Origin of the sequence: Microcoleus sp. w1-18aA5, from assembly GCF_036701705.1 — a bacterium.
In the GTDB taxonomy this organism is placed as follows: Bacteria; Cyanobacteriota; Cyanobacteriia; order Cyanobacteriales; family Microcoleaceae; genus Microcoleus.
In genome coordinates this window covers 29229-55029 of the sequence record NZ_JAUPTE010000031.1, presented here as the reverse complement: position 1 = coordinate 55029, position 25801 = coordinate 29229, and the positions used below count along the sequence as shown (strand labels likewise).

The window sequence follows — 25801 nt, the reverse complement described above, 5'->3', positions numbered from 1 at the left end:
GTAGTTTAGTTTTTGGCTACTTAAACTAATATTTAAGCACACTAAGTACGCAACCCCCAAGAGTACCCGTCCCCATCACTTGGGGCAACCGCAGCAACATCTCAATAAGCTTTTATGAACAGGCAAGATGCCTGTTCCACAAAGAGTGAATTGTCTTGTGGAACAGGCATCTTGCCTGTTAAGCGAGAATGGTGCAAGATGTGAGATTTAAACAAACTGACCCGTTGGAGTCGATCGCACCCGACGAATTCCAATCACCGACGGCATAGGCGAACGACGCCGATCATTCTCAATATTACTCGGCCACAAACTCCCGCGAGAAACACTACGAGTCTGATTGAAAACAGCACCGTTCAAATCCAACATTTCAATTTGCCGACTGAGTACAGTACCATCATCGATCGGGCAATCTTCCCCCGGATGCTGCACCGCAAGCAATAGCGTATCTCCCACAAAAGTCGGCCCCGTCATTTCGCACCGATTCGGGCCGTAAGCAAACGGAATTACTGTTCCTGCATTCGGCCCAGAACTAGGAATATAAAACAGCCAATTGTTGCCGAAAACTCCAGTAAAATCTGACACATTTCCAGTCTTCTTGTGGTCGATCGTCGTTGGCTTTCCAGCCGCACCCACATCAAAACCGTTATGCGTGCTCGTAGACATATCAGTCACACCCCAAACATTGCCTTGAAGGTCAAAAGCCAAATTATCTACACTAGCAAATCCCGCCCCAGCTACCGAACCCGCTTCTCCACCTTGGGCCAAACGCTGCCAGCGGAAAGTCAAACCTGCACCGTCTGGACTGTCTTCAATTATTTTGTAAAGTCCTCCCGACTGCTGGGTGCTGTTGACGGCGCTACCGTATTTAGCAACAGTAAAAATGCGAGAATCTGGATAGCCGTCGCTTCCGGGTGCGGCGTCCGTATAAGCAATAAAAACTTCCTTAGTAGTAGGATTAACTTCCAAATCTTCCGGCCGCGCCGTCGGAGTGCCACCAATCAAATTAGCAGCTAAGAAAGCATCAACTAACACCGCACCTTGGCTGCTGTAGAAATTAGCCAGAGTTTTATTTTGGTAGCCCGGAATTGCATTTGCTTCATTGGTTGTATCTACTACAAAAGAACCGCCGTCTTCGGTTTGACCAGCAATTCCGGCGCGTTTGGGTAAGCGAGTATTTGCATCTCTTTGAGCTTTGCCAAAACTTGCTAATTCCGCCTCGCCAACTTTAGAAGGACGCACCGGATTGGTCGGGGTATTTAATGCCAGTGGCAGCCATCTTCCAGTACCGTTGCGGTTATATTGGGCAACGTACAAAACGCCGTCTTCAAACAATCGGCTGTTGGTTTTATCTGCGGGATTGGTGACAGTACCGTTGCTGACAAATTTCCAGGTGTGTCCGCCGCGCCGATCGTCCCCCATGTACCCTATTAACTTGCGGCCTGCTTCAGCGCGAATCCCGACGTTTTCGTGGCGGAAACGGCCCAACCATGTGTGCTTCCGGGGGCGGAAACTCGGATCTTGGGGATCGACTTCTACCATCCAGCCGTATTTTTCGCCGACTAAGCCGAATTCCTCACCGATAGTGCCCTTGGCGTAGCCCGTTTGGCCACCGTTGGGTTTGATGTTTTCCTGAACTCCGACGAAGAATAGTTCGCTACCTTGGAAGTTTTCTTCGGCGGAGAGGATTGTTCCCCAAGGGGTTGTGGCGCCGGAACAGTTGTAAGCTGTACCGATGATGCGGTTGCCGAGTCCGTCGGTGTTGACTTGCGCGAAGACTTGGGTGGCTGCGGGGCCCGTGCCCGTGAGGTACTCGTTATCCCCTTGTCTGGTTCCCCAGGAGGTGACATCTTTGTATTTGTCGGTACGCTGGCTGTTGATTCCTAGCCCTGAAAGTCCGTGAATGCGTCGGTTGAGGGGGTCGCCGGCGATCGCCCCAAATCTACCGTTAGACTGTTTGGTGATGCGAACGATCGAACCACCAAGATTGTACAGAAATTCGCCGAGGGTATCGCGATTTTTTACCGATAAGTCTATACCGAGGACGGCGCGATCGGTGGTGGGAAATGGTGCCAGATCAGACGGCGCTTCCGGCGTCACTTTCGACATCGGAAAGCCTACATACTCGTGGTTAACCCAAAGATAACCGTCGTCACTGCTGCCGCGAAGGCCTACGAAGCCAGTGTAGTCGTTGTTGTAGCCGAAATAGTCTGCTGGATTGGGGAAAACTCGATCGCCCCAGCGGAGAATCACATACCGTTCGTATTCCGGCGGTACAACCACATCGTCAACAACGTTGTAGCTGGTTAATTTAGTATTCTGCGAGGCCGCCATCACGGTTCCCTGTCCGTTTAAGCCCGTCGGCATAAAGCTAGACAATTCTTGATAAACCGGCAGCGGGTGGGGAAGTCTTAACGGAGTGAAAGAGAGCGGCCCTACCACAGCTTCGGTCGAGGTGGAATTGATGCCAAACAGTGTTTGAGTTAGTTGAGGGGCAAGCACAGTGGTAGCTGCACTGCTGCCGAAGAAAATTAACAGTTGTCGGCGAGTTATTTTAGACATAAATTCCTTATTCAACCCAACTTCCCTAATCTGATGATTCCGTATGAAACTCTATCACTGTTCAATTAAGGGAAGTTAACCTGAAGGTTAATTAAAGTGGAATTATATTTGGGTTAATAATTGGTTATTTGTTGTTTGCTACCAATGCCCAATGCCCCATGCCCGATGCCCGATTTCAATCATCTCGAAAACCCGGATCATTTTCTCGGAATGTCGATCGACTAGGCGCAGGTGCATTCATCACTTGCGAATACCCAGAATTTGGGGACGAAATATTGCCGTTTCGGAATCCCAGCAGCAATTGAGCATCGGCAAAATATCTAGTCCACTGTTCAATTCTCGCATCTTGTTGCCAGTCGTGGCGGGATACTCTCGATCGCAAAACTGGAACTCTTTGTCGGCTGCGATCGGCTGTAATGATGATTGTAACTTCTGTTAATGCCGGATTTTCTTGAAACTCGCGGGCGATCGACTCTTTCGCTAAATCTTCCGCCTGCTGCACTAAACTCGCAAAAGATTGACTGCCGTCCGAATCTAGGGTAAGGTAGCGCTCTTTTGTTTGAGCCAAACCTATTGATATACTTGCTGTTAAACTGATAATTGCTAGAATGACAGCCGACAATAAGCGTAGGTACAAATTCATTATGTTTGAAACTAAATACTAACACTTGTCAATGATAGTTAATAAAATTTAACACTTGGTTAATAGTTGATTAAAATAATATTTTGTGTCCTCACATTTCCCTAAAAAAATGTCCTGTAGGCTCAATTTACCACCAAAAATTAGGCTTTTAGGGTCTGGTTTTACTCGAAATATTTGTCGGTAGTAAAGGATATCGCTCAAGCAGCCCCCGCATTACTCTTCTTCCTTCTTCCTTCTTCCTGACATCCGTTACATCCGTTACACAATCCGTTGCCGAACCTTCTTCTTTATGAAATCAACAAAATGTGCGATCGCCCTTGGTAGCAACTTAGGCGACTCCCTCGCCACACTCAAAAGCGCGATCGTAACCCTCAACAACACCCCAGGAATAGCAGTAAAATCTCATTCAAGCTGGTATCAAACCGCCCCCGTTGGCCCGCCGCAACCCGATTACATCAACGCTTGCGCCATCCTAGAAGTTGCTTTAGAACCCGAACAATTGCTAGCAAAATTATTAGAAATTGAAATAAAATTTAATCGAATTCGCCGAGAAAAATGGGGGCCAAGAACCCTAGACCTAGATTTGCTGCTGTACGACAATTTAGTCCTAGAAACTCCGACACTGACTATACCTCATCCCCGGATGACCGAAAGAGCTTTTGTATTAGTACCTTTAGCAGAAATTGCTCCGGATTGGGTGCATCCGGTGACGAAAAATGCGATCGTCCAACTCCTGCAAACCGCAGACTGTTCCGGAGTGCAAAAATTTCCTTTGTAAAAATGGAGCAAAATTCACGGATCGTACCAGTAAAAAAATGCAACCGTAGGTAAGCTCCCAACTGTGATAATTATCAGTCATTCCCCATCTAAAATCTAAAATCCTATGATATCGCCTATGATGTCTTAAATCGGTGCACTCAAACATTATTCGCTTGTCGCTTATGTCGATCGGTCAAGAACTACCCCAACTCCTCAAACAACGCCTATTTTACCAAGGGCGCAAATTTAATTTTGACGTGGCTACCCTCCGTCTTCCCAACGGTTCCGAAGGCGAGTGGGAATGTATTCGCCACCCAGGCGGAGCACTGGCAGTTCCCGTCACACCCGAAGGTAAACTCGTCTTGGTGCGACAATACCGCTTTGCCACAAAAGGGCGAATTTTAGAATTTCCCGCTGGTACGGTAGAAATCAATGAAAGCCCCGCCGAAACTATCAAACGCGAAATCGAAGAAGAAACCGGATATCGCGCTGGAAAATGGCAGAACTTAGGGCAATTTTTTCTCGCCCCCGGTTATTCTGACGAAATCATTTATGCTTTCTTAGCCCAAGATTTGGAAAAACTGGAAAAGCCGCCAGCACAAGACGATGATGAAGACATTGAAACAGTTTTATTCACCCCTGAAGAATTAGAAAAAGCTATTTTAGCTGGGGAACCAATTGACGCAAAATCCATTTCTAGCTTTTTCTTAGCCCGTCCATTTTTGACTTAAATAGGACTGACAGACAAACCCGGTTTCTTATAAAAATCCTGCGTCAAACCGATAAAAGTTAACTTAGAAACCGGGTTGTTGAACCCTCTTGTGTCCAGGACTGTAAAATCTAAAATCTAAAATCGAATGTCCGATATATCCAATCTCATTTTATTTTGGCACCGCCGCGACTTGCGTATTTCTGACAACATCGGACTGGCAGCAGCGCGCCAGCAAAGCCCGAAAGTTGTCGGAATTTTTTGTCTCGATCGCAATATCCTAAATCGCGATGACGTAGCGCCAGCTAGAGTCACCTACATGATCGGCTGCTTGCAAAAACTCTCCTCGCGTTACAGGGAAGCAGGCAGCCAATTGCTGATAATTCAAGATGATCCGATCCTAGGAATACCAAGATTAGCAACAGCTATAAATGCTCAAGCAGTATTTTGGAACTGGGATGTAGAACCCTACGCAAAACAGCGCGATCAGTCCGTATCAAACGCCCTCCAACAAGCAGGAATTCAAGTTCAAAATTTCTGGGATCAACTGCTGCACGCCCCAGATGAAATTCGCAGCGGTACAGGGACTCCCTACACAGTTTATACACCATTTTGGAAAAAATGGAACAGTAAACCTAAAGCTCAACCAGTAGAGACACTGCCGATAACTTATCTGGAATTAATGACCGGCTTAACCGCCGAAGAACAAGCAATCGCCAACCAAGCAGGTGCAATGGAAACAGTGCCAACAGCGTTGAGTTTGGGATTTATTTGGGAAAATCCATTAGTAATAGAACCCGGAGAAGATGCAGCGCAACAAAAATTAGAAGAATTTTGCGATCGGGCAATTTACCAATATCAAGAACAGCGCAATTTCCCCGCCATTAACGGCACATCCCAACTCAGCGCAGCCCTCAAATTTGGTGCAATTGGCATCCGCACTGTTTGGCAAGCTACCCAGATAGTAATGGACACTTGCCGCAGCGAAGAAGCGTGTACAAGCATCCGCACTTGGCAACAGGAAATAGCGTGGCGGGAATTTTATCAACACGCCATGTATAATTTCCCAGAAGTAGCAGACGGCCCCTACCGTCAAGCATTCAAAGACTTTCCTTGGGAGAATGATGAAACACTTTTTCAAGCTTGGTGTAAAGGCAAAACAGGGTATCCTATTATCGATGCAGCAATGCGACAGTTAAACCAGACAGGTTGGATGCACAATCGCTGCCGCATGATAGTCGCCAGTTTCCTGACCAAAGATTTAATTATTAACTGGCAGTGGGGTGAAAAATACTTCATGCAAAAATTAATAGATGCCGACCTTTCTGCTAATAACGGCGGCTGGCAGTGGAGCGCATCGAGCGGTATGGACCCGAAACCTTTGCGAATATTTAATCCCGCGAGTCAAGCTCAGAAATTTGACCCGGAGGGGGAATATATTCGGCACTGGGTTCCAGAATTGCGCCGTGTTGATACTAAAGTTTTGCTAACAGGAAATATTTCGTCTTTAGAACGCAGACTTCTTCATTATCCCTCTCCGATCGTAGATCACAACGAGCAGCAGCGCAAGTTTAAGGAACTGTACACGCAGCAAAAAAACGCAGATTAGACAGCTCGATTTTTGGCTATAGTTAACAGTAAATTAAGTTGAGATAGCGCTGTCAACCCCTCAAGTTAAAAGATGGTATCAGTTATAATAAACTTAAATAAATCGGAGGTTGAAATGGTAACGCTGCAATTAAGACAAATCAGTGTACCCCCAGGACATAGAGTGCTGTTCAATGATGTCAACTGGCAGGAATTTGAAGCAATTTTAGAAGAGTTGGGAGAACACCGTGGGTCTAGAATAGCTTACAGTCAAGGAACTTTGGAGATTAGGATGCCACTACCAGAACATGAGAAAGCTAAAATCATTATTAGCTATTTAGTTAAAATTCTGTTTGAGGAACTAGAAATCGACTTTGAACCATTTGGTTCGACGACTTTCCAGCGAAAAAGTATGTTACAAGGAATTGAGCCTGATGAATGTTTTTACATTCAGAATCACGCTCTAATGATTGGCAAAAAGCCATTGGTAACAAGTTAAGCTAAGAAAGCATTTGTCAATCAGCAATTATGCTCAACATTTACTCGGATTTTGGGCATAAAACTGAGATTTGGGCGATCGTGCGATCGTGCCGAGGGTGATATTTATACTTACTCCCTCTTAAATCGTGAATTTTCCACTCCTAAAACAGCAATTTTTTTGAGTAATATTACTGATTGACAAATGCAATTAAGTCTTAACTTGTCACCAATGGCAAAAAGCGGATAGACTTAACTGTCGATCCGCCACCTGACTTAGCAATTGAAGTCGATCTAACTTCCAAAACTCAACTCGATGCTTACGAAGCTTTGGGAGTACCTGAAATCTGGCGCTATGAAAATAACAAGCTTCAGATTAATGTGCTTCAAGATGGGAAATATGTTGAATCGGAAATTAGTCCAACTTTTCCCAATCTGCCAATTATTGAAGCTATTTCTCAATATTGCGAACAAAGCCAAACAGTGGGCACGAGTCCAACTCTCAGATTGTTTCGGAAGTGGGTTAGAGAACAAATACAAAATTGATATGAAATGGCTATTCCACGCACGGGCTGTTAGAAATCCGGCTTATTTACGATCGCCAAAAAGCCATTTTCTCACAGCAAGCGTCCTAATTCCGTTGTATTTTTAATTTCGCTTTTGGGAAATAGAGAGAGAGTAAGGGTGTTGACCTTGAGCTCGATCGCCCACAAAAATAACATAAGTCCCCTTGTCCCCATAACCGGAAAATTCTACATTCCCCGCCGCAGCATTCGCCGGCAGGACGCAGAAACGCCCCCTCGGCCCCTGAATCATCAAACTCGGAGCTCCAGCGGTTTGTACTGCAATCCGCCAGTAAGGCAAATCCTGCGTTACTTCAATGACGTGGTTCGGCCCTTGAGAGACAAAACCGCAGTCGCCGCTATTGTTCGGGCCGCCGGAAACTCCAGAAACTCCCAGCGGTTCGGGAAATCCGGGAGCAATTTGTAGCGGTTGGCTCCGAACAGCACCCGCATCCGCTAAAATCATTGCCAAGGCTAGGGTCACGATCGAGCTAAACCACAGTTTGCCGCGATCGCCCAGGTAATGGATCTTCATGTTTCCTCACACAATGGCATTTGGTTCTAGTTCTTTGACGGTAGGGGATAATGGCGGTTCCAAACACATTAATCTAAAATAACTTCGGAATTTTTTTATGAATCCTCAAAATAATTTCAATTGGCAGCAAGCGTTGGGAGAACTAAAAGCTAAAGTAGAACGATCGCCACTCATCACACAAAATCCAGACAGCTATCAAGCCGTCGGAACCTTCTACAATCAATTACTGGACAATTTTCAAAGACTCCCCAAACCTGGGCAGGTGGCAGCCTTTGCCGTCGGAGCGATAATTGTCCTGACAGTCTTCAATAGCATCGTACAGCTAATTTCAGCGCTGATGACTCTTGCCGTTCTCGGAGTGCTAATCTACATAGCGTATAAATTGGCAATTTCCCCCCAGTCCTCAAATACTAACGACAAATAATAGGAATTTCTAAATATGGCTAACCCCACCGCGCCCAGCGGCATCAATCAACCCGATCCGTCTTGGCAAACACAATCCAAGCAAATGCCACTGCTGGTTCGCAGGTGCGGCGCTTGGGCAGTGGAAATTTCGTTAATTGCGGCCAGCGCCCTCGTTCCCTTCAGTATCGGGGCATTAGTCAACAATGAATCTCAAACCGTGCCGCTCAATTCCTCCATAGCAGCAGCATCCGAAACCGTCGCCCGTACCTTGGGCATACCCGTGCGCGATCGCAGCCCCAGAGTCGCACCCCTAACTAATCTATTCTGGTCAGGGGCACTGCTGGCACCGGCAGTTTTAGCGGGGTGGCAACTGTTTTTGCTCGCCAGAACAGGTCAAACTCTCCCCAAACGCTGGTTCGGCGTCAAAGTTGTCACAGCGTCGGGTACTCCTCCGGGTTTTGGACCCGTGCTAATTCGCGAAAGTTTGGGGCGCTGGGGAGTGCCTCTGGGCGTCGCTTACGCCATTTGGCGCTTGAGCGGTGCGTTTCCTGATTTGCTGATTTTAGGGGGGCTGAGCGGCTTGGCAGTGCTCGCAGACGGGGCGGTTGCATGGCGTTACAAACGGCAAGCGGGACACGATCGCCTCGCGAATACTTTGGTGGTCAATGCTCGATCAAATCAACTGTCTGCCGATCCTGTCAAGAGTCCAGATTGGACGGAGGAAGACGCGCAGATTGCGGCTTTGGTGGTGACTCCACAAAGCGGCCTGAAAACAAATGCCAGTTTGTGGAATTGGATGCGCCAACACCCAGGCACAACTTTAGTGATAGTTACCGTCGGCAGCGCGGGATTGATTTTAACTTTGTTTGTCGGCACTCTCATCTACACTCAAAGTCAAGCAAATTTGCGGGATTCCCGGCAGCGGAACGACGAATTATTTGTAGCTTTAGTCAGCAAATTGTCTCCCACATCGGCTAGCGGGGCATCCGGCAGGCGATCGGCTATTTTGGCTTTGGGGGCCGTGGAAGACTCCCGCGCCGTACCCCTGCTAGCGGATTTGCTAGCTCAAGAAGACAACCGCGCCATGCTGGACGCGATCCAGCAAGCTTTAGTCAGTAGCGGGCCGAAAGCTTTGCCTGAGTTGCAACGGTTGAATCAAGCCCTGAGTAACGATCTCGATTCCCTGCGCTTTGGCGGCAAGGCCCCGGAACGCGAGTTAGCGGCCGCCCGCCAGCGAACAGTACAAAGGGCGATCGGCAAAATTCTCACAGTGTATAGCAGCCAGCTCAACGGCGCGGATCTCAGCCGCACCGATTTAGCTCAAAGTCCTGCCGGCCCGTCTCAGTTTACTTTAGTTTTAAACAAAGTTGACTTGTCGGGAATTAAGTTGAGAAATGCCAATTTAACCAATGCCAGCTTGCAGGGAGCTCGCTTTTACGGCACCGGCGAAGACAGGCGTCCGGGTACATTTGACGATTGGATTTCTGACTTGAGTGGCGCTAATTTGGAAGGAGTAAATTTGGTCGGGGCATCTTTGAACAGTGCTGTAATGAACCGCACTACTTTTGTGCGCGCTGTCATGAACAAAGCTAATTTGTCAAACGGCAATTTGAATTCAGCTAATTTCAGCAGTGCTATTTTAATTGGAGCAAATTTACAGGAAGCACTGTTAAAAAATGCAAGTTTTACCGGGGCAGATATAGGAAGCGCGAATTTGTCGCGAGCGGATTTGTCAGGCGCGCGTTTGGCAAAAGTGAAGGCTCAAGGTGCTCAGTTGTCCTTGACAAATTTGTCTAAATCGGAATGGCAAGGTGCTGATTTGTCCGGTGCTGATTTGAGCGGCGCCAACTTACAAAAGGCAGATTTGACTTCGACTAAACTCGCCAACGTGAATTTAAAAGATGCTCAGTTGCAAGATGCGAATTTTCGGAATGCGGAGGTGAGTTCGGTTGATTTTAGGGGCGCGAATTTAGCTAGAGCAGATTTTAAAGGCGCTGTGTTTCTGGGGAAGGCAACTTCGGATCAATTTATTCAAAATCCGACTGGTAGTAAATCCGGTCGATTCCTAGGAGTTGATTTTGCGGAAGCTAAAAATTTAGATAAAACTCAAATTGCTTACATTTGTTTGCAGGGGGGAATTCATCCGAAGTGCCCGCAGAAGAAGTAAGGATTGGTTGTTAGCGAGTAGGGTAATACAGTCGCTCAAAGAACAGGTAGGGTAATTATGAGCGTTAAGCGAACCATTTATCTCATCTTAGCAATTTTGGGGCTGGTGCTGCCTTGGTACTATAACTTGCAGTTTTTTAGCAATGCTGGCTTGCTGGACTTTGTAAAGGAGAGTTCGGCTAATCTGGCTGCGAAATCGGTAAGTTTAGATTTGTTTATCGCAACTGTAGCAGGAAGCACTTGGATGTACGCTGAGTCAAAACGATTGGATATAAGTTTTGTAGGGCTGTACCTACTTCTAGGTGTGCTTGTTTCGTTTTCCTGTGCTTTCCCGCTTTTCTTGTTTGTGCGGGAAACCAAGCTGGAAAAATCAAGCGAAGTCTCAAGTTGAAAAGTTGTTTCACCGGTTAGTGCCGCGCAGCACAATAATTCGGTGCAGGCGATCGAGCTATTATATAATTTCCGGTAAAATCACCGTTATAGGTTTGTAGTGACGACGGAAGTGCTCAGAATTTTATGCGGATTAAATTCCTCACTACAAACCAACGTGATTGTTGTCGATCGAAGGGACATAATATTAATAGCAATTTCACTCATTTCTTGCTAAAAAATTTTGGGTTGAGTTTCGTTCCACCTGCCCAACCTACTACTGAATTGTTTATTGAAGTTGCTATTAAATCGTTCCCGGTTGCATCGGTATTTGTTCCAATTTCCAAACAGTCCGTTATCCCGAAAGCATAATTTTAGTCAACAGCCAACAGCTAACAGTCAACAGTCAACAGTCAACAGTCAACAGCCAACAGTCATGAGGAGTGCAACCGGAATTTATATTACGCAATAGCATCCGAACTGGCAAGATTCTCAAATTGCGCCAATAGCATTGCCTCACCATTATTTGGAACTCCAAAAATTTTAGGTAACTGGCCTGTTTCAGCGAGAACTTGTCTCACTTCTCGATTAGATACATCAGCTAGATTCTTGTTATTTAGAATGGCATTAACCGCAGCGATACCCACACCTTGACCCACTGCTGCGTTGAATTCCACAATTCTGCCGACAGAACAAGCAAACCCTTCAAATCCAGAACACGGACTGACCACTGCCAAGTTAGGAACGTTTTTAATTAATGCGTGGCGGATGCCAATATTCAAGATAGGCTGTTTAAAACTCAGACTTTTCAACCATCCTACGCTAGTTGCTTTGTCGCGAATACCCGGAATGCCTCCGCGGACATCAAAATGATAGCTAAATGTTGCCAGGGCTTCATTAGCAGGTACGCCACCTAACAGCATTTGTGTGCCAGTTAAAGGTTCTACAACTCCCGTCACATTGCCGGCGTGTCTGATATAAAGTTCTGAGGCATAAGTAACAGAAGTAGCCCCCAAACTCCTCAGCCAACTTGTAATAAATAACATCTCTCTTTGCATATTAGCCGTGGGTTTGCTCCCGCTTCTCGCTAAGGCTTCTGCTTCGCTGGCGGTGACTGCAAATAACAGCGCATTCCACGAAAGTCTATCATTGGGAAGTATTGCTATATTTCCCTCATCTAAAATTACGCCAGTTTCAGGAAAAGATAGTTTTATTCCTCTAAAGGAGTGGTAAGCTACAGACAGAGCCGGGGAGCGAACATCGATGTGATCGTTTCCCGCCCACAGAGTTTTGAGATTGCCTCTAGTGTCGGTCATTTCCAGGCGGAGTTCTCCTGCTAGTTTGGCATCCTTGGCGGCAGCGTGCAGCAAAAATTTTTGACCCTCTGAATCTGCCAGGTTTGTGAAGCGTTTTAGATAAATATAATCGAATTCTTTCAGTGCTCTTGCACTGAGTCCTTGAGTTTCAAAAACGAGGGTGACAGGAAGTTCTGAGTTAGGCAGACCAAATGTTTCAAATCCCTTCAGCTTTCTCACACCGGCAGCTTGAGCTAATTCGGCATTGACAGTGGCATCAATAAATTGCTTGCCGGCATAAACTAGGCCTTGAGAGGTGGTTATACTGACAATTTTTTGACCTTCTTTACTGACTGATTTAATTTCTACTTTGCTGAGGAGATCAGCCCCAGCTTTTACCAGCATTTCTTTCAGCGCTGCACTGGCTTTGCGGGGGTCGAGTGCAATTGCTTTAACGCCGGATTTTTGTAAGAATTCTTTATAGATTGTCGCTGGTGAACCAAAGGTATCTAACTTTAAAGATTGTTGAAGTTCTTCACTAATCTGACTTCTATCTAAATAAGCAAGACCGCCTCTTACCAAATGCCCGCCAATTCCTTCTTGCAAGCTTGCTTTCGACATCAGTAGAATTCGCGGATAACGCTTTGTTCGGCGAAGATATTCTCTGGAGGCAGAGATAACAGCTAGAACTCCTGGAACTTCATCACCAAAACAGATGATATCGTAAGAACGCAGATTCATGACCATTATTTAATAACCTCTGTTGATTTTCATGTTTTCGAGCTCGATCGCAATGTTTGCCGTCCAACTCTCTGTTTTTCCAAAATCTAGCTCGATATTTCCTGATTTTTGCGATAAATATTCACACTTTTCTGGAGGCAGCAACCGGGTTTTTTCCAAAAAATCCTCGGTTGAGGACGATCGAACTCTGTTGAAAAACCCGGTTTCTGAGCGTCTAGAGTCGGTCAGTCTGGTACTCTTGATTGCCATCAGGTCAGATTATCAGGATCTATCCCCAACTCCCGCAATCGCTGAGCTAGTCGATCGGAACGTTGGGCCAATCGATCGGCGCGCTGCGATTCCTGTTGGGCGCGCTGCGATTCCTGTTGGGCGCGCTGGACTGATTCTTTCACCTGTTCTTCAGGAGTCAGATAACGTTTTCCATCGGCATCATACCAATACAACCACTCTCTTGTCACTCCAGAATAACTTCCCCTTTCACAACCAATTCCCAAACCAATTTCAGGCATCCAAACTGGATGTCCTGGCTGTAACTCGTACTTCCCATTGACTAACTTGTGTACTTCCAAATGAGGTTTACGACGGCGGCGGGAAGAATAAATGACGTAATAAAGTACGCCTAAAGCTTGATAAGTGTCTAATTTTGTGCTGTATTCCTTGCGATAAGTTGGGGAAACAACTTCTAGGACGAAAAGTGGCATGACATTTTCATCCCACAGCACGTAACTAGGACGCAATTCTTCGTCGTAAAATCGTTCTACTCCTAAACTTAAGAAAGCATCTGGGACAATTGGCGGTTCGTCAGGGTGATGATAAATACCCATATCTATGCCAAAAAACCAGTCCATGCGTTCTGCCCAAAGTATGAGCAATATTGCTTTTAACAAGCCTGGTATTAGTTCTTGCAGTTCGTTATCCACAGGCGTTTCATCTGAGTCTGGTAGTTCATCGGCTGAGGGCCAGTGCCTCGGAAATTTGTAATCTAACATGGCGGCTTTCCTCAAAACTCACTAACATTATACCTTTGATTTGTTTGGCAATAGTATTTATTGAACGAACCGCGAAGACGCGAAGGAAGAGAAGAGAAGATGATAGGTAATTTTGACTTGGTTAATCTGAAGTAATTTTTGTAAAATATTTGCTGAGATTTACGCGATCGACTAAACTATGTCTAACCAGTCGGTTCTAATGGGGAGCAGCCGTTAGAGGAAAGGGGGAAAGTTCGGTGCAAGTCCGGCGCTGTCCCGCAACTGTAATGAGAGTCATGTCGCTTTCTGAGTCAGGATGCCCGCCGATGTGTTAATTTACATAGTCTCATCTGCGAGGTTCAGCGTGAAGACCAGAAATCGGAAATTGGTCAGCTTGGGATTGATGGCTGGCTTGAGTTGTTATATTGTCCTGGGTTCGGCAACGCCCGCCGCAGCGATGCACATTTCGGAAGGTTTTTTGCCGGTGCAATGGGCGGGGTTTTGGTGGATTGTGGCGTTGCCTTTTTTTGCAGTAGGTTTGCGATCGATTACTCGTATTACAAAAGAACACCCCGAACTTAAACTATTGTTGGCTTTGGCGGGTGCGTTTACTTTTGTGCTTTCTGCTTTAAAAATTCCCTCGGTAACGGGCAGTTGTTCTCACCCAACGGGTACCGGTTTGGGTGCAATTTTGTTCGGCCCTTCGGTGATGGCGGTACTGGGGGCTTTAGTTCTGCTTTTTCAAACGTTACTGTTAGCGCATGGTGGCTTGACAACGCTGGGAGCGAATATGTTTTCGATGGCGATTGTCGGCCCTTTCGCTGCGTATTTTATTTATCAATTGCTGTTGCGAACTGGTAGCCAGCGGGCGGCAATTTTTTGTGCTGCGGCTTTGGCAGATTTACTGACTTATGTGACGACTTCGATTCAATTAGCATTAGCTTTCCCAGCAGCTAGTGGCGGTTTTATGGCTTCGTTTCTCAAGTTTGCTGGCATCTTTGCTATCACTCAAGTACCTCTGGCTATCAGTGAGGGATTGCTGACTCTATTGGTCTGGAACTGGCTGCATTCTTACGGGAAGCCGGAGTTAGAAACTTTGAAATTATTGAGACAGGAGTGAGGCGCCGTGAGTCAAAAAACTACAAAAAATCACCAATCTACTTCGCGACAAAATTGGCTTTTGGCTGGCGCTGTGATTGTTCTGGCAGCGTTTCCTCTCGTTTTTGTGCGGGGTGAATATGGCGGTGCCGATGACCAAGCTAAGAAAGCAATCACCGAAATTAAACCGGGTTATAAACCTTGGTTCAATCACTTGTTTGAACCCGCTAGCAGCGAAATTTCAAGTCTATTGTTTGCGTCTCAAGCGGCGATCGGGGCTGGCGTAGTTGGGTACGTCATTGGGTTGTATAAAGGCCGATCGCAATCTCGGCAGCAGTCTGATCATAAATCGTCGGAATGAACCATCAGATTGATAGTCTCGCTTATACAAATCGCTTGCGGGGGTTGCCGCCATCTCACAAGTTATCCTTTGCGATCGCCCTTTTAATTCTGTCTCTAGTTTCTGGGGCGATCGTCCAATTGTCGATCAGCCTTTGGTTGGCAGTCTGGATCGTCGTCTATGCGGGTATTCCGGGGAAACTGTATTTGCGGTTGCTGTCGCTACCGTTGATGTTTTTGCTGACAAGTTTGCCTGCTTTGGCTATGGGTGCGGTTGCGGGCGATCGTATCCCTGCAATTGGGTGGGATATTTGGCAAGGTTGGGGGATTAGCGTCGGCACTTTTTATCTGTATGTGAGCCGCACTGGAATATACCAAGTGAGCTTGCTATTTGCCCGCGCCTTCGCATCCACAAGTTGTATGTATTTCATCCTCTTGACGGTTCCCTTTACCGAAATCTTGCAGATTCTTAGACAACTACGCTGTCCAGAGTTAGTCACAGAACTGCTATTACTAATGTATCGGTTTATTTTTAGCTTATTGGCGATCGCCGATGAACTTTGGATAGCACAAAACTCGCGCTGTGGCTACCGCACTTGGAAGCGGGGAATGCAGAGTTTAAGCATTTTAATCGGGCAATTGCTTCAGCGAACTTTGGAAAACTACCGTCAAGTTTCCTTGAGTTTAGCCTCGCGAGGCTTTAATGGAGAACTGCGCGTTTGGAATTCTTACCCTTACAAGCCTTCGCGAAGATATATATTTGAAGCTTTGTTTGGGTGTACAGTTTTAACTTGGTTAAACGTGCTATTACAACATTAAACTACTCGTTCCCAGGCTCTGCCTGGTAATGCAGAACCGGAGGCTCTGCCTCCAATTTCCCTTTCGCCACGTGAGGTAGAGCCTCTGGAAATTGGTTCCCAGGCAGAGCTTAGGAACCAGTCAAATTCCCTGCCGCCGGACTTAATATATGACTTTTATGAACATAATTAATGAATTTAATGAATTGACTTCAAAAGAAACCTGTTGAATTATTGTAGTCAACACTTATCTTGTGGAAATCCTATGATAAATCAACGACTCATCAAAAAAATAGTTTTTTTGTTAATGGCTTCATTAAGCCTCTTGTTGGTAACAGTGACTCATGCAGCCGCCCAACAACTACCCTTCTACTGGGATAACATCAACGTCATCATCGACGTTCAGACCAACGGAGATATGTTAGTTACCGAAACGCAAAAATATGTATTCACAGCAGACTACACCAATGAACGATATCGCTATATTCCTTTAGATAAAGTCGATGAAATTAAAGATGTGACCGTTACCGAAAATAATCAAAAAATCGCCAGTACGACCGGGATTGAAAACAATCAACTTTGGATTCGCTGGCAACATCAATTAAAAGCGCCAGAATCACATACTTTTGTTATAAAATATCGAGTAGTAGGTGGATTGCAGCTAGATGGTCAGGATACTCAAGTTTATTGGAAAGCCATTTCATCAGGTCGCAAAGCCCCAATTAATGCCGCAAAAGTTAGAGTAAAATTACCAGAAACTTTGTCAGGTAAAGTTCTGCTTTTTAGGAATTTTGGTACGCCAGCTATTCCTCGCAAAGTAGATGCTAAAACATTTGAGTTTGTGGCAAGTCAGCCTGTTCAACCGCTGCAAGAATTAGAAGTGCAGATTGCATTTCCCCAGCAAATTCTCAATGTACCTGAACCTCGCTGGCAACAAGCTGGCAATCAATCTCAATCTTCTTCGGAAGAACAAGTCTTTTTTGACTCTGAGCCTTTTGAATTTTTATTTATGTGCCTTCTTTGGGTGTCTGTTCCTATTTTAGTGATTTTATTAATGACCACAAATGAAATCAAGAATCGAAGCTGCCCTGAGTGCCAAACACTCAAACTCAAACGGACTTATAAAGTTTTGTTTAAGCCTACATATACCCGTGCAGGAAAGCAGGAAGTTACCTGCAAATGTCGAAACTGCTCTTACCATCACAAGTATGAAGTAGTAATGCCAATCTTGAGCAATGACAGTGATGGCGGTGGCGGTGGTGGTGGCGGTGGTGGCGGTGGTGGCGGTGGTGGCGGTGGTGGCGGTGGTGGCGGTGGTGGCGGTGGCGGTGGTTAATATCAACGGGGCTTACGCATCACAAGCAAAGAAACCGGGTTTTTACCGAATCTGCGGGTTATAACCAAGTATTCTCGCCAAAAACCCGGTTTCTGACTACCCGCGCGACCAGGACTATTGTTGATAATTTTCGTATTCTCGTTAGTTTAGCGGGCAGGAATTGAATAAGGGCGATCGCACTTTCTTACAGATTGTACGATCGCTTGTAAATATTGGATGGAAATTCTAGTCACTCATTTTGAGATGAACCAATCGCACTTCCTGCCCAATCATATTCCAAATATGACTTTTATGAACATAATTAATGAATTTAATGAATTGACGTTCAAAGAAATCTATTGAATAGTAATTGTAGTTAACAACTTTTCAGTACATTTGAGCTTAAAACAGGTTAAAAACTATGACTAAATTACGTTGGCTTCCCAAACTTCTACCCCTAGCAGTATCTTTCGCAACCGCGATCGCAGCAGCATCCGCTTTTGCCCCACCAACTTCCGCTCAAACCAATCCGCCGCCGCCAGCCCAGGAAGTTCAACCAGCCCAAGCAGAAGGATTTAGCATTCCGATTTGGATCTATCCCGTAGGAGCAATGTTCCTAGTTTTCATCTTTATACCCAAGATTGGCTGGACTTTGGGATTAATTGCGATCGGCGAACGAGAAGTGGGAATTGTTACTAAGAAATTCTCCCGCAAAAATTTGCCCTCCAATAGATTAATTGCTCTCGATGGCGAAGGAGGTTTGCAAGCAGATACCCTTCCTCCCGGCTGGCATTTTGGTTATTTTCCCTGGCAATATAGCATTCGCAAAGAACCAGTTGTTGTCGTTCCTCAAGATGAAATTGGTTTAATTATTGCCAATGACGGAGCCACCATTCCTTCCGATCGCATTTTAGGCAAAGTCGTCGATTGCGACAATTTTCAAAATGCCCGCAAATTCCTCACCGACGGTGGAGAAAAAGGACGGCAACTAGCCATCATCACCACTGGTACTTATCGGATCAATACGGCTGTATTTGAGGTGATTACTTCAGCTAATGCCGCTGCAAAGGGTATGGAACCTGCGGAACTTCAACTATACAAACTTGCTCCCGATCGCGTGGGAATTGCGAACGTGCTAGACGGGATTCCGATTGATGAAGGTGAAATTGCCGGGCCGATAATTCCCGGTCACGACAATTTCCAAAAAGCGCAATCTTTCATCAAAGGTGGCGGGCGCAGGGGCTTGCAAGAACAGGTGATTTTATCGGGTTCTTGGAATTTGAATCCTTGGTTTGTGCAAGTTGAACAGGTAAAAATGACCGAAGTGCCGATCGGCTATGTAGGTGTAGTAATTTCCTATGTAGGAAAATCGCAGCAAGACGTAAGCGGTGTGGCTTTTACCCACGGCAATCTTGTTAATAAAGGCGATAAAGGTGTGTGGATCGAACCGCTTTATCCAGGCAAACATCCGATCAATACAAAAGTGATGAAAGTAGAACTTGTTCCTACTACCGATGTTGTTTTAAACTTCACATCGCGGTTCAGCGGAGAACACGGCTACGACTCCAAGTTAAGTGCTTTGAAATTGCTTTCTTTTGACGGATTTACGTTTGAGTTAGAAGTTTTTCAAATCATTCATGTCGGTACTTTGGATGCACCGAGAGTGATTTCGCGGCAAGGTTCGATGCAGAATCTGATCGACCAAGTGCTGCGTCCAATTGTGGGCAATTATTTTCGCAACTCCTCTCAAGAATATACAATACTCGATTTCCTGATCGCGCGCAGCCAGCGCCAAGCAGAGGCGGCAGAACACGTTCGTCAAGCCCTGCGGGCCTACGACGTGCAAGCTGTGGACACGCTGATCGGTTTGATTTCGCCACCACCAGAGTTGATGCAAACATTGACCGATCGCAAAATTGCTCAAGAACAAGAAAAAACTTACGACGTACAGCGCATTTCAGAGTCGCAGCGTCAAGAATTGGTGCGCGCAACTGCGATCGCCAACATTCAAAATCAGGTGGTGGCGGCAGAACAAGGGGTGAAAATTGCCCAACTGAGTGCAACTGCTGCGATCGAACACGCAAGCGGTGAAGCAGAAGGAATTCGGCTGATGGGACAAGCAAAAGCGGATGCTTATCAAGTTGGTGTCAACGCTTTGGGTACGCAAAGTTACACGCTGCTGCAATTGATGCAAGCGGTTTCGGATGGTAGCGTTCGCGTTGTTCCCGATGTCACAGTCAATGGTAATGGCGGTAGTGGGGGTTTGTTGGACGGTTTGATGGCAATGTTGCTGCGGAACGAAAACAGTAAAAATGGAGAAAATGGAGCACAATCACCTGTAATTAATGTCAAAAAATCTAAGTCTGTTGTTGTGGAACCTGTGGCCGAATCACCAGTAGTAAATGTGCATTCGCTGGAGTCGCCGGAGTCTCCTAATCATTCACCAGTTGCTCAGTCTGTGGCTGTTGCTGAGATTGATATTGATTCGGCGTTTGGTGAATTGTTAGATATTTGAGCTGAGTGCAATTTGTAGAGAGGACGACTGTCCTCTCTGAAAGCTTTTTGTCAATAAGGACTCTTTGTCCTTTGACTGCGTAAGTCCTATATTTGCTTTTCTCGATATTGCAACAAATTTTCAAAATATGACTTTTATGAACTCGAAGTTCATGAGTTTTATGAAATAAATTAATGAATTATATGAATTGACTTTCACCGGTTGTTTGATTATGTTAACATTATTCACTTAAAAATGAGTAAATATCAAATCACGAAACAGACATTAAACACGCTATTTCTGCGATAAGTCGGGTATTTTGGGAGTTAAAAAAGTAGAAAACTTAGGAGTATCTGAGATGCTGAATCAAATTAAAACAGTTGCTTTGTTAGCTCTGCTGAGCGCTCTGTTAACTACCATTAGCTATGGAGTAATCGGCGGTACAGGTGGTGCGATTATAGGTATTGTCTTGACCGCTGCGATGAATTTCAGTGTGTGGTATTACTCAGATAAAATTGCGCTAGCAACTTACGGTGCTCGACCTGTAACTGCTAGCCGATCGCCGAAAATTTACAGCATGGTGGAAAGACTCTGCCAACGCGCGGGTTTGCCCGTGCCAGCAGTGTACGCGATCGCGACTCCGGCTGCCAATGCTTTTGCGACTGGTCGCGACCCGGAACACGCAGCGATCGCTTTTACTGATGGCATTCTGAATCTGCTGTCAGACGACGAACTCGAAGGGGTGATCGCGCACGAACTCAGCCACATCCAGAAGCGCGACACCCTGACGCAAGCGGTAGCAGCTACGGTTGCAGGTGCAATTTCGCTGTTAGCGCGGATGGCTAGCAATGCTATGTGGTTTGGAGTGGGAGGAGATGATCGCAGCGATCGCAATCCTTTCGGGTTGATTTTAACTGTCATCTTGGCTCCCATTGCTGCTACAGCAATTCAGTTAGCAATTTCGCGCACGCGGGAATTTTCTGCCGATACAAGTGCAGCAAAATTAACTGGAAACCCGCGCGCTTTAGCTAATGCTTTGCAACGCTTAGAAACCAGCGCACGACAAATACCAATTCAAAGCAATCCCGCTTTTGCACCGCTGTTAATTGTAAATTTTTCGGGTGGAGATTGGTATAGAAGTCTATTTTCTACTCACCCTTCCACACAGGCGCGAATTAAAAATTTGTTGAAGTTAGAACAATAATTGCCAAATTTTGAAGGGGACGTTCTGGAGAATATCATTGACTGACAGCACAAATTCAAGCTTGTCATGCAATCAAATCTCATTTTGAATTTATGAGGGTATTTTATGAACCGCAACAATTATTTTCAACGCAGTAACACTAGAGCAAATTTTCTGTCTAATTTGTTTTTTCACAACTCATTGTTAATGTGGGTTGTTGTCTGCAACCTTCCTGTGGCAGTGTTAAACTACACCAACGTGCAAGAACAAGAGGTTCAAGTGATTGATTTGGAAAGTCTGCGCTCCGGCGAGTCCAGCCAACTCCGACTAATTCACACCAACTCCGGCGTGTTTAGGAATTCAGACACGTTTTGGTGGTTCAAATTCAACAGTTCCGACGTTAAAAGTAAGCTCATTCAAGCAAAACAATCTGGTAAAAAAGTGCGGATCAAAACTGTTGGTACCCGCATCCCTTTGTTTTCCCAATATCCGAATATATTGGAAATTTATTGAACTGTTCGGATTGTCTGGTAACACTCATTTTCAACCCGACATACTAACTACTGACTGTTTCAGAAATTTAGGTTCAGATTGTCCCGCCTCTAAATTTTACAGCTAACGCGCGATGAAACTCTTGTGGGCTGGGCATCCTGCCCGCCCTAAAAATAAAAATATGACTTTTATGAACTTAATTAGTGAATTTAATGAATTGACTTTAACAAAAATATCTTGAATACTGATTGTTGTTAACAGCTTTTCTGTAGAGTCTGTATAAATTATATCAGGAGAAAAAGTTATGTCCCAAGAGACTAACCAAAGAAAAAGCCCCCCGCCCATCTTTTTTATTGTTGCTCTCGGCTTAATTGCGTTTGGCGGGTACAAGTTCCTTCCCGGTTTATTGGCATCCAAAAGTTCAGATATATCTACTTCTACTTTTACACCTACATCTGGTGCAAGCCCATCGGGTGCGAGTCCATCGGGAACGATCGCACCCGGAACGATCGCCAATCGTATCAGTTTAGGAAATCAGATATTGGTGACATCCCAAACCACACCAGATAAACAAGCAGGCGTTGAAGCTTTTAAGAACGGAGATTACTCAATTGCGATTCAGAATTTTCAGGCTTCGCTGAAACAAAATCGCAACGACCCGGAAACCCTTATCTATTTGAATAATGCCACAGCCAGCAATAGTTCTGCCGTAAAAATTGCTGTCAGCGTCCCCATTGGTAGCAACCCCAATGTCGCGCAAGAAATCCTCCGAGGTGTCGCCCAAGCTCAGGATGAAGTCAATAATAGCGGTGGCATCAACGGTGCAAAACTGCAAGTAGAAATTGTCAACGATGACAACAGTCCAGAGGTGGTCAGAGATGTTGCAAAAGCATTAACAAACGATGCAAGTATACTAGCAGTAATTGGACACAATGCTAGTAACGCATCTCTCGAAGCTGCTCCGATATATCAGCAAGAAAAACTGGTAATGGTGACACCGACGAGCTTTGCCAATAATCTATCAGGATTTGGTAGCTACATCTTTCGGACAGTACCCAATATTAGCGTCATGGCTGCTCCCCTAGCAGAATATGCAGTCAAAACAGCAGGCAAAACTAATATTGCTATTTGTTACGACTCCCAAGCACCGGATAATATATCATTTAAAGATGAATTTGTGGCAGCTCTTACTGCTGCTGGCGGCAAATTAGTTCCCACTGTTTGCGACTTTTCAATACCATCTTTTAATCCCAACATTGCGATCGCCGATGCTGTCAGCAAAGGAGCACAAGGATTGATGGTAGCCCCCCACGTCGATCGCATTGACCGTGCCATCTCTCTGGCACGCATCAATCAAGGCAAATTGCCACTCTACGGCAGCACAACAATGTACACCTTTCAAAGTTTAAAAGATGGGCAAAAGGACGTTGACGGGCTTGTTTTGCCTGTTCCATGGCATCCTGAAACTAATCCCGGTAGCACTTTTCCACAAAATGCCAGCCGCCGTTGGGGAGGAGTAGTAAATTGGCGAACCGCAATGAGTTTTGATGCGACTCAAACTGTCATCGCAGGCTTGCGGCAAAGCAATACGCGGGAAGGGTTGCAACAAGCACTCAGAAATCCGAGTTTTTCGACACCGGGAGCAAGCGAAGAAGTGATGTTTTTGCCCACGGGCGATCGGGCTGGTAAGCCGATTTTAGTGCAAGTTAAACAAGGAGGAAGCACTGGCTATAACTTTGTCCCGCTGCGGTAAGTGGGTTAAGTGCGATCGCACGGGCGGGCTCTTCGGCCCAACCCCTACTCCCCACAAGAAAATTCAATCTTTGTGGAACAGGCATCTTGCCTGTTCTTGATGCCAAACTAACGCCCCAACAGAAAATTTCCTCTTTGTGGAACAGGCATCTTGCCTGTTTCTTAGCATGATTAAATTCTCCTTTTATGTTGAATTAGCAGAATTTTCAAGATAAACTGAAATGAGTAGATTAAAGGAGAGCGTTGTGTATGATCGCGCAAGTTGAAACCAAAACCTACACCGCTGAGGAATATCTAGAATTGGAAATCAATTCTCTGGATCGGCATGAATTTATCAATGGGGAGATTGTTCTGATGGCTGGCGGCACACCGGATCACAATGAAATTACCACTAATTTAGTTGTTGCGCTGAAACTGGCGTTAAAAGGGAAACCCTATCGGACTTTTACTTCGGATCAGCGGCTTTGGGTTCCGCAGCTTAATAATTATACTTACCCGGATGTGATGGTGGTAGCGCGCCCGATCGAGTTGCAATCTGGACGGACGGATACAATTACCAATCCGCTGCTAATTGCTGAGGTGCTGTCTAAAGGTACCAAAGCTTATGACCGCGATGAAAAGTTTGCTGCTTATCGCAGTATTCCTAGTTTTCAGGAGTATTTATTAATCGACCAATATCGGCTACAGGTCGAGCAATATTCTAAAACTGATGCGAATAAGTGGATATTTTCGGAATATAGCTGTGGGGGCGATCGGCTGAGTTTAACATCTGTTGCTGTGGAAATTTCGCTGGCAGATTTGTATGAAAATATTGAGTTTGGTGAATAGGCGGACGGTTTTTTGTCAAATATCCCAAATAGTGGTAATATCCCCGTATATCGATCGGCTCTGATGGAGAACAGCTATCAGACGTAAGGGGGAAAGTTCGGTGCGAATCCGGCGCTGTCCCGCAACTGTAATGAGATCATTGCATCTCTGAGTCAGGATGCCCGCCGATTTGTTTACAATCATGTTTTTCATCTGCGAGGTATGGATGATGGTGAGTTTATTATTTTTTTTATTATTGGATTGGGGTTTTTTAACCGCAGATATAAGCAGATGAACACAGATGAACGCTGATGTAATTGGATCTGTGTTCTGAAGCGTATATTATTTTAATGGAAAACAAATGCGAATTGAAGATAGTGTTTGGCAGGGTAGCTTTGGCTACTGGCAAAACTTGTTTATTCACCAAAATATTTTGCCGATCGGGCATACTGCTTGGAATGGTTTTTTGCATCGAGGACGAGGCTTGGTTGCTTGCAAAATCAATACTCCCATTAATGGCGCGGTGGATTGGAGCGTAGATACTATAAAGTACGATTTGCAATTTATTTCCGACTTGGAGGCAACCGTTTATTTACAGCAACTAGAAATAGAGGAAAATACTGTTTCCAATCTGCTGCAAATCATTGCTAGTTATGAACCCAAGGAAGCAATTATTTTTTTGTCGATCGCCAGCGGTCACATTGATATCAATTTGTTGCAAAAGTTGGCAATTTCTCCTGTTGAGTGCTATGAACAAGTATGCAAGCGCTGGGAAGAATTTCAACTCTGCCCTAAATCCTAAAACTTACTAAATTTTCCGAATGCCGCAGCCAAAATCAATCGAAATTTCCAAAGTAACTCGCTACCAAAATGCAGCGCTTAATTACTATTTGGGTCTGACAGATTCGCCCTACCTTCACTACGGCTATTGGGAAACCCTACCTGTGCCCGCTGACGAACTAACGATCGCACGATTGCGCCTCGCTCAGCAAGCTTATACTGTAAAACTGTTAGATGCTATCCCCAACGGCACTCATACGATACTGGATGTGGGCTGCGGGATTGGTGGCAATGCGGCTTATTTGCTTGATCGAGGTTTTGCAGTGGAAGGGCTCGCACCCGATCCGTTCCAACAACAGCGCTTTCTTAAGTGTACGGGCGATCGGGCAATCTTCCACCTCACGAGGTTTGAAGACTTCAAAGCAACCCATTTCTACGATCTTATTCTCTTTAGCGAAAGTAGCCAGTATATGTCGGCTGTTGATATTGCTAACGGTGCCGCCAAAATCCTCAATCAGGGTGGTTACGTTTTGCTGGCTGATATGCTGCGATCTGATGCTAATTATAAAGAGGGAATGTTCTCTAATTGTCATGTGGTTACGGAACTTTATGCAGCATTAAAGCAGGCTGGATTCACTTTAGTAAAAACTGAGGATATTTCCGCTCATATTTTGCCAACAATCGATTTGTATGTCGATACTTTCCGCAGATATGGACTGAATACAATGATCTATGTTGCAGATTTAATTGCGATAACAGTTCCACCCCTCCACAAATTCCTGCGCTGGATATTTCGTCGCTGGTTCAAGAAGCTGGTGGTTGAAGGATTGGAGGCGGGTCAACTTTTTGAGCAGCATCTCTGTTATGAAATTCAACTTTGGCAGTTGTCAAAATCTGATGAAGGGTGACACAAATACAATGGAGATTGGTCTCGGTAATCGGTAATCGGTAATCGGTAATTGGAGGCA

Annotated in this window: 24 protein-coding genes and 2 riboswitches; of the genes, 19 read left to right on the top strand and 5 right to left on the bottom strand. The window is 45.4% G+C overall.

Annotated features, from left to right (window positions below):
• Positions 1–207: 207 nt before the first annotated feature.
• Entirely contained in the window at positions 208–2559 is a 2352-nt protein-coding gene (locus tag Q5691_RS13680; RefSeq protein WP_333212819.1) for a PhoX family phosphatase, read from the bottom strand.
• A gap of 175 nt (positions 2560–2734) precedes the next feature.
• A complete protein-coding gene (locus Q5691_RS13675; RefSeq protein WP_333212818.1) occupies positions 2735–3202 on the bottom strand; it encodes a hypothetical protein in 468 nt (155 codons plus the stop codon).
• Between the two features lie 289 nt (positions 3203–3491).
• Between Q5691_RS13675 and folK the strand changes: the two genes are divergently transcribed.
• The 5 genes from folK (at position 3492) to Q5691_RS13650 (ending at position 7280) form a co-directional block, all read left to right on the top strand.
• Entirely contained in the window at positions 3492–3980 is a 489-nt protein-coding gene (gene folK / locus Q5691_RS13670) for a 2-amino-4-hydroxy-6-hydroxymethyldihydropteridine diphosphokinase (protein ID WP_333345226.1), read from the top strand.
• 163 nt (positions 3981–4143) lie between these two features.
• A complete protein-coding gene (locus Q5691_RS13665) occupies positions 4144–4692 on the top strand; it encodes an NUDIX hydrolase (protein ID WP_333136399.1) in 549 nt (182 codons plus the stop codon).
• Positions 4693–4827: 135 nt separating this feature from the next.
• The gene (locus Q5691_RS13660) at positions 4828–6279 is read left to right on the top strand and encodes an FAD-binding domain-containing protein (RefSeq protein WP_333212872.1); all 1452 of its coding nucleotides are present in this window, start codon (positions 4828–4830) and stop codon (positions 6277–6279) included.
• A gap of 114 nt (positions 6280–6393) precedes the next feature.
• Positions 6394–6756, top strand: coding sequence for a Uma2 family endonuclease (locus Q5691_RS13655; protein ID WP_333345225.1), 363 nt, complete (start codon positions 6394–6396; stop codon positions 6754–6756).
• 224 nt (positions 6757–6980) lie between these two features.
• On the top strand, positions 6981–7280 hold the full coding sequence (locus Q5691_RS13650; protein WP_333345238.1) for a Uma2 family endonuclease: 300 nt from the start codon (positions 6981–6983) through the stop codon (positions 7278–7280).
• Between the two features lie 102 nt (positions 7281–7382).
• Here Q5691_RS13650 and Q5691_RS13645 read toward each other — a convergent pair whose 3' ends face one another.
• Positions 7383–7832 carry a hypothetical protein gene (locus Q5691_RS13645; protein WP_333085546.1) on the bottom strand — a complete coding sequence of 150 codons (450 nt, stop codon included), beginning with the start codon at positions 7830–7832 and terminating at the stop codon, positions 7383–7385.
• A gap of 97 nt (positions 7833–7929) precedes the next feature.
• Between Q5691_RS13645 and Q5691_RS13640 the strand changes: the two genes are divergently transcribed.
• The 3 genes from Q5691_RS13640 to Q5691_RS13630 are packed head-to-tail and all read left to right on the top strand — an operon-like array spanning position 7930 to position 10794.
• The gene (locus tag Q5691_RS13640) at positions 7930–8256 is read left to right on the top strand and encodes a hypothetical protein (RefSeq protein ID WP_333212814.1); all 327 of its coding nucleotides are present in this window, start codon (positions 7930–7932) and stop codon (positions 8254–8256) included.
• A gap of 15 nt (positions 8257–8271) precedes the next feature.
• Complete coding sequence (locus Q5691_RS13635; RefSeq protein ID WP_333345223.1) at positions 8272–10404, top strand: pentapeptide repeat-containing protein; 2133 nt, start codon at positions 8272–8274, stop codon at positions 10402–10404.
• Between the two features lie 57 nt (positions 10405–10461).
• Positions 10462–10794: a DUF2834 domain-containing protein gene (locus Q5691_RS13630; RefSeq protein ID WP_333212810.1), complete on the top strand. Its 333-nt coding sequence runs from the start codon at positions 10462–10464 to the stop codon at positions 10792–10794.
• Positions 10795–11233: 439 nt separating this feature from the next.
• Here the strand turns inward: Q5691_RS13630 and Q5691_RS13625 are convergent, their stop codons facing one another.
• Together Q5691_RS13625 and Q5691_RS13620 are read right to left on the bottom strand one after the other, a co-directional pair.
• Positions 11234–12808 carry an FAD-dependent oxidoreductase gene (locus Q5691_RS13625; RefSeq protein WP_333308937.1) on the bottom strand — a complete coding sequence of 525 codons (1575 nt, stop codon included), beginning with the start codon at positions 12806–12808 and terminating at the stop codon, positions 11234–11236.
• A 248-nt stretch (positions 12809–13056) separates the two neighbouring features.
• Positions 13057–13797 carry a Uma2 family endonuclease gene (locus Q5691_RS13620; RefSeq protein ID WP_333345220.1) on the bottom strand — a complete coding sequence of 247 codons (741 nt, stop codon included), beginning with the start codon at positions 13795–13797 and terminating at the stop codon, positions 13057–13059.
• 174 nt (positions 13798–13971) lie between these two features.
• A riboswitch (cobalamin riboswitch) is annotated at positions 13972–14118 on the top strand.
• Between the two features lie 61 nt (positions 14119–14179).
• Here Q5691_RS13620 and Q5691_RS13615 point away from each other — a divergent pair.
• The 11 genes from Q5691_RS13615 to Q5691_RS13565 all read left to right on the top strand — a co-directional run bounded on the left by Q5691_RS13615 (position 14180) and on the right by Q5691_RS13565 (position 25741).
• Positions 14180–14896: an energy-coupling factor ABC transporter permease gene (locus Q5691_RS13615; RefSeq protein ID WP_333345236.1), complete on the top strand. Its 717-nt coding sequence runs from the start codon at positions 14180–14182 to the stop codon at positions 14894–14896.
• A gap of 6 nt (positions 14897–14902) precedes the next feature.
• A complete protein-coding gene (locus Q5691_RS13610; RefSeq protein ID WP_333212802.1) occupies positions 14903–15235 on the top strand; it encodes an energy-coupling factor ABC transporter substrate-binding protein in 333 nt (110 codons plus the stop codon).
• Entirely contained in the window at positions 15232–16032 is an 801-nt protein-coding gene (cbiQ, locus tag Q5691_RS13605) for a cobalt ECF transporter T component CbiQ (protein WP_333345218.1), read from the top strand. The genes Q5691_RS13610 and cbiQ overlap by 4 nt, the downstream gene beginning before the upstream one ends.
• Before the next feature lie 243 nt (positions 16033–16275).
• Positions 16276–17346 (top strand): DUF2207 domain-containing protein, encoded by a 1071-nt coding sequence (locus Q5691_RS13600; protein WP_333345216.1) that lies wholly within the window; start codon positions 16276–16278, stop codon positions 17344–17346.
• Between the two features lie 400 nt (positions 17347–17746).
• Complete coding sequence (locus Q5691_RS13595) at positions 17747–19840, top strand: SPFH domain-containing protein (RefSeq protein ID WP_333212797.1); 2094 nt, start codon at positions 17747–17749, stop codon at positions 19838–19840.
• A gap of 337 nt (positions 19841–20177) precedes the next feature.
• Complete coding sequence (locus Q5691_RS13590) at positions 20178–21023, top strand: M48 family metalloprotease (RefSeq protein ID WP_333212795.1); 846 nt, start codon at positions 20178–20180, stop codon at positions 21021–21023.
• A 105-nt stretch (positions 21024–21128) separates the two neighbouring features.
• On the top strand, positions 21129–21515 hold the full coding sequence (locus tag Q5691_RS13585; protein ID WP_333212793.1) for a DUF1523 family protein: 387 nt from the start codon (positions 21129–21131) through the stop codon (positions 21513–21515).
• Between the two features lie 283 nt (positions 21516–21798).
• Positions 21799–23247: an ABC transporter substrate-binding protein gene (locus Q5691_RS13580; protein ID WP_333345213.1), complete on the top strand. Its 1449-nt coding sequence runs from the start codon at positions 21799–21801 to the stop codon at positions 23245–23247.
• 248 nt (positions 23248–23495) lie between these two features.
• Positions 23496–24074 carry a Uma2 family endonuclease gene (locus Q5691_RS13575; RefSeq protein ID WP_333345211.1) on the top strand — a complete coding sequence of 193 codons (579 nt, stop codon included), beginning with the start codon at positions 23496–23498 and terminating at the stop codon, positions 24072–24074.
• A 38-nt stretch (positions 24075–24112) separates the two neighbouring features.
• Positions 24113–24257: riboswitch (cobalamin riboswitch) on the top strand.
• A gap of 157 nt (positions 24258–24414) precedes the next feature.
• Entirely contained in the window at positions 24415–24855 is a 441-nt protein-coding gene (locus Q5691_RS13570) for a hypothetical protein (protein ID WP_333345210.1), read from the top strand.
• 19 nt (positions 24856–24874) lie between these two features.
• Entirely contained in the window at positions 24875–25741 is an 867-nt protein-coding gene (locus Q5691_RS13565) for a methyltransferase domain-containing protein (protein ID WP_333345208.1), read from the top strand.
• The last annotated feature ends 60 nt before the right edge of the window (positions 25742–25801 follow it).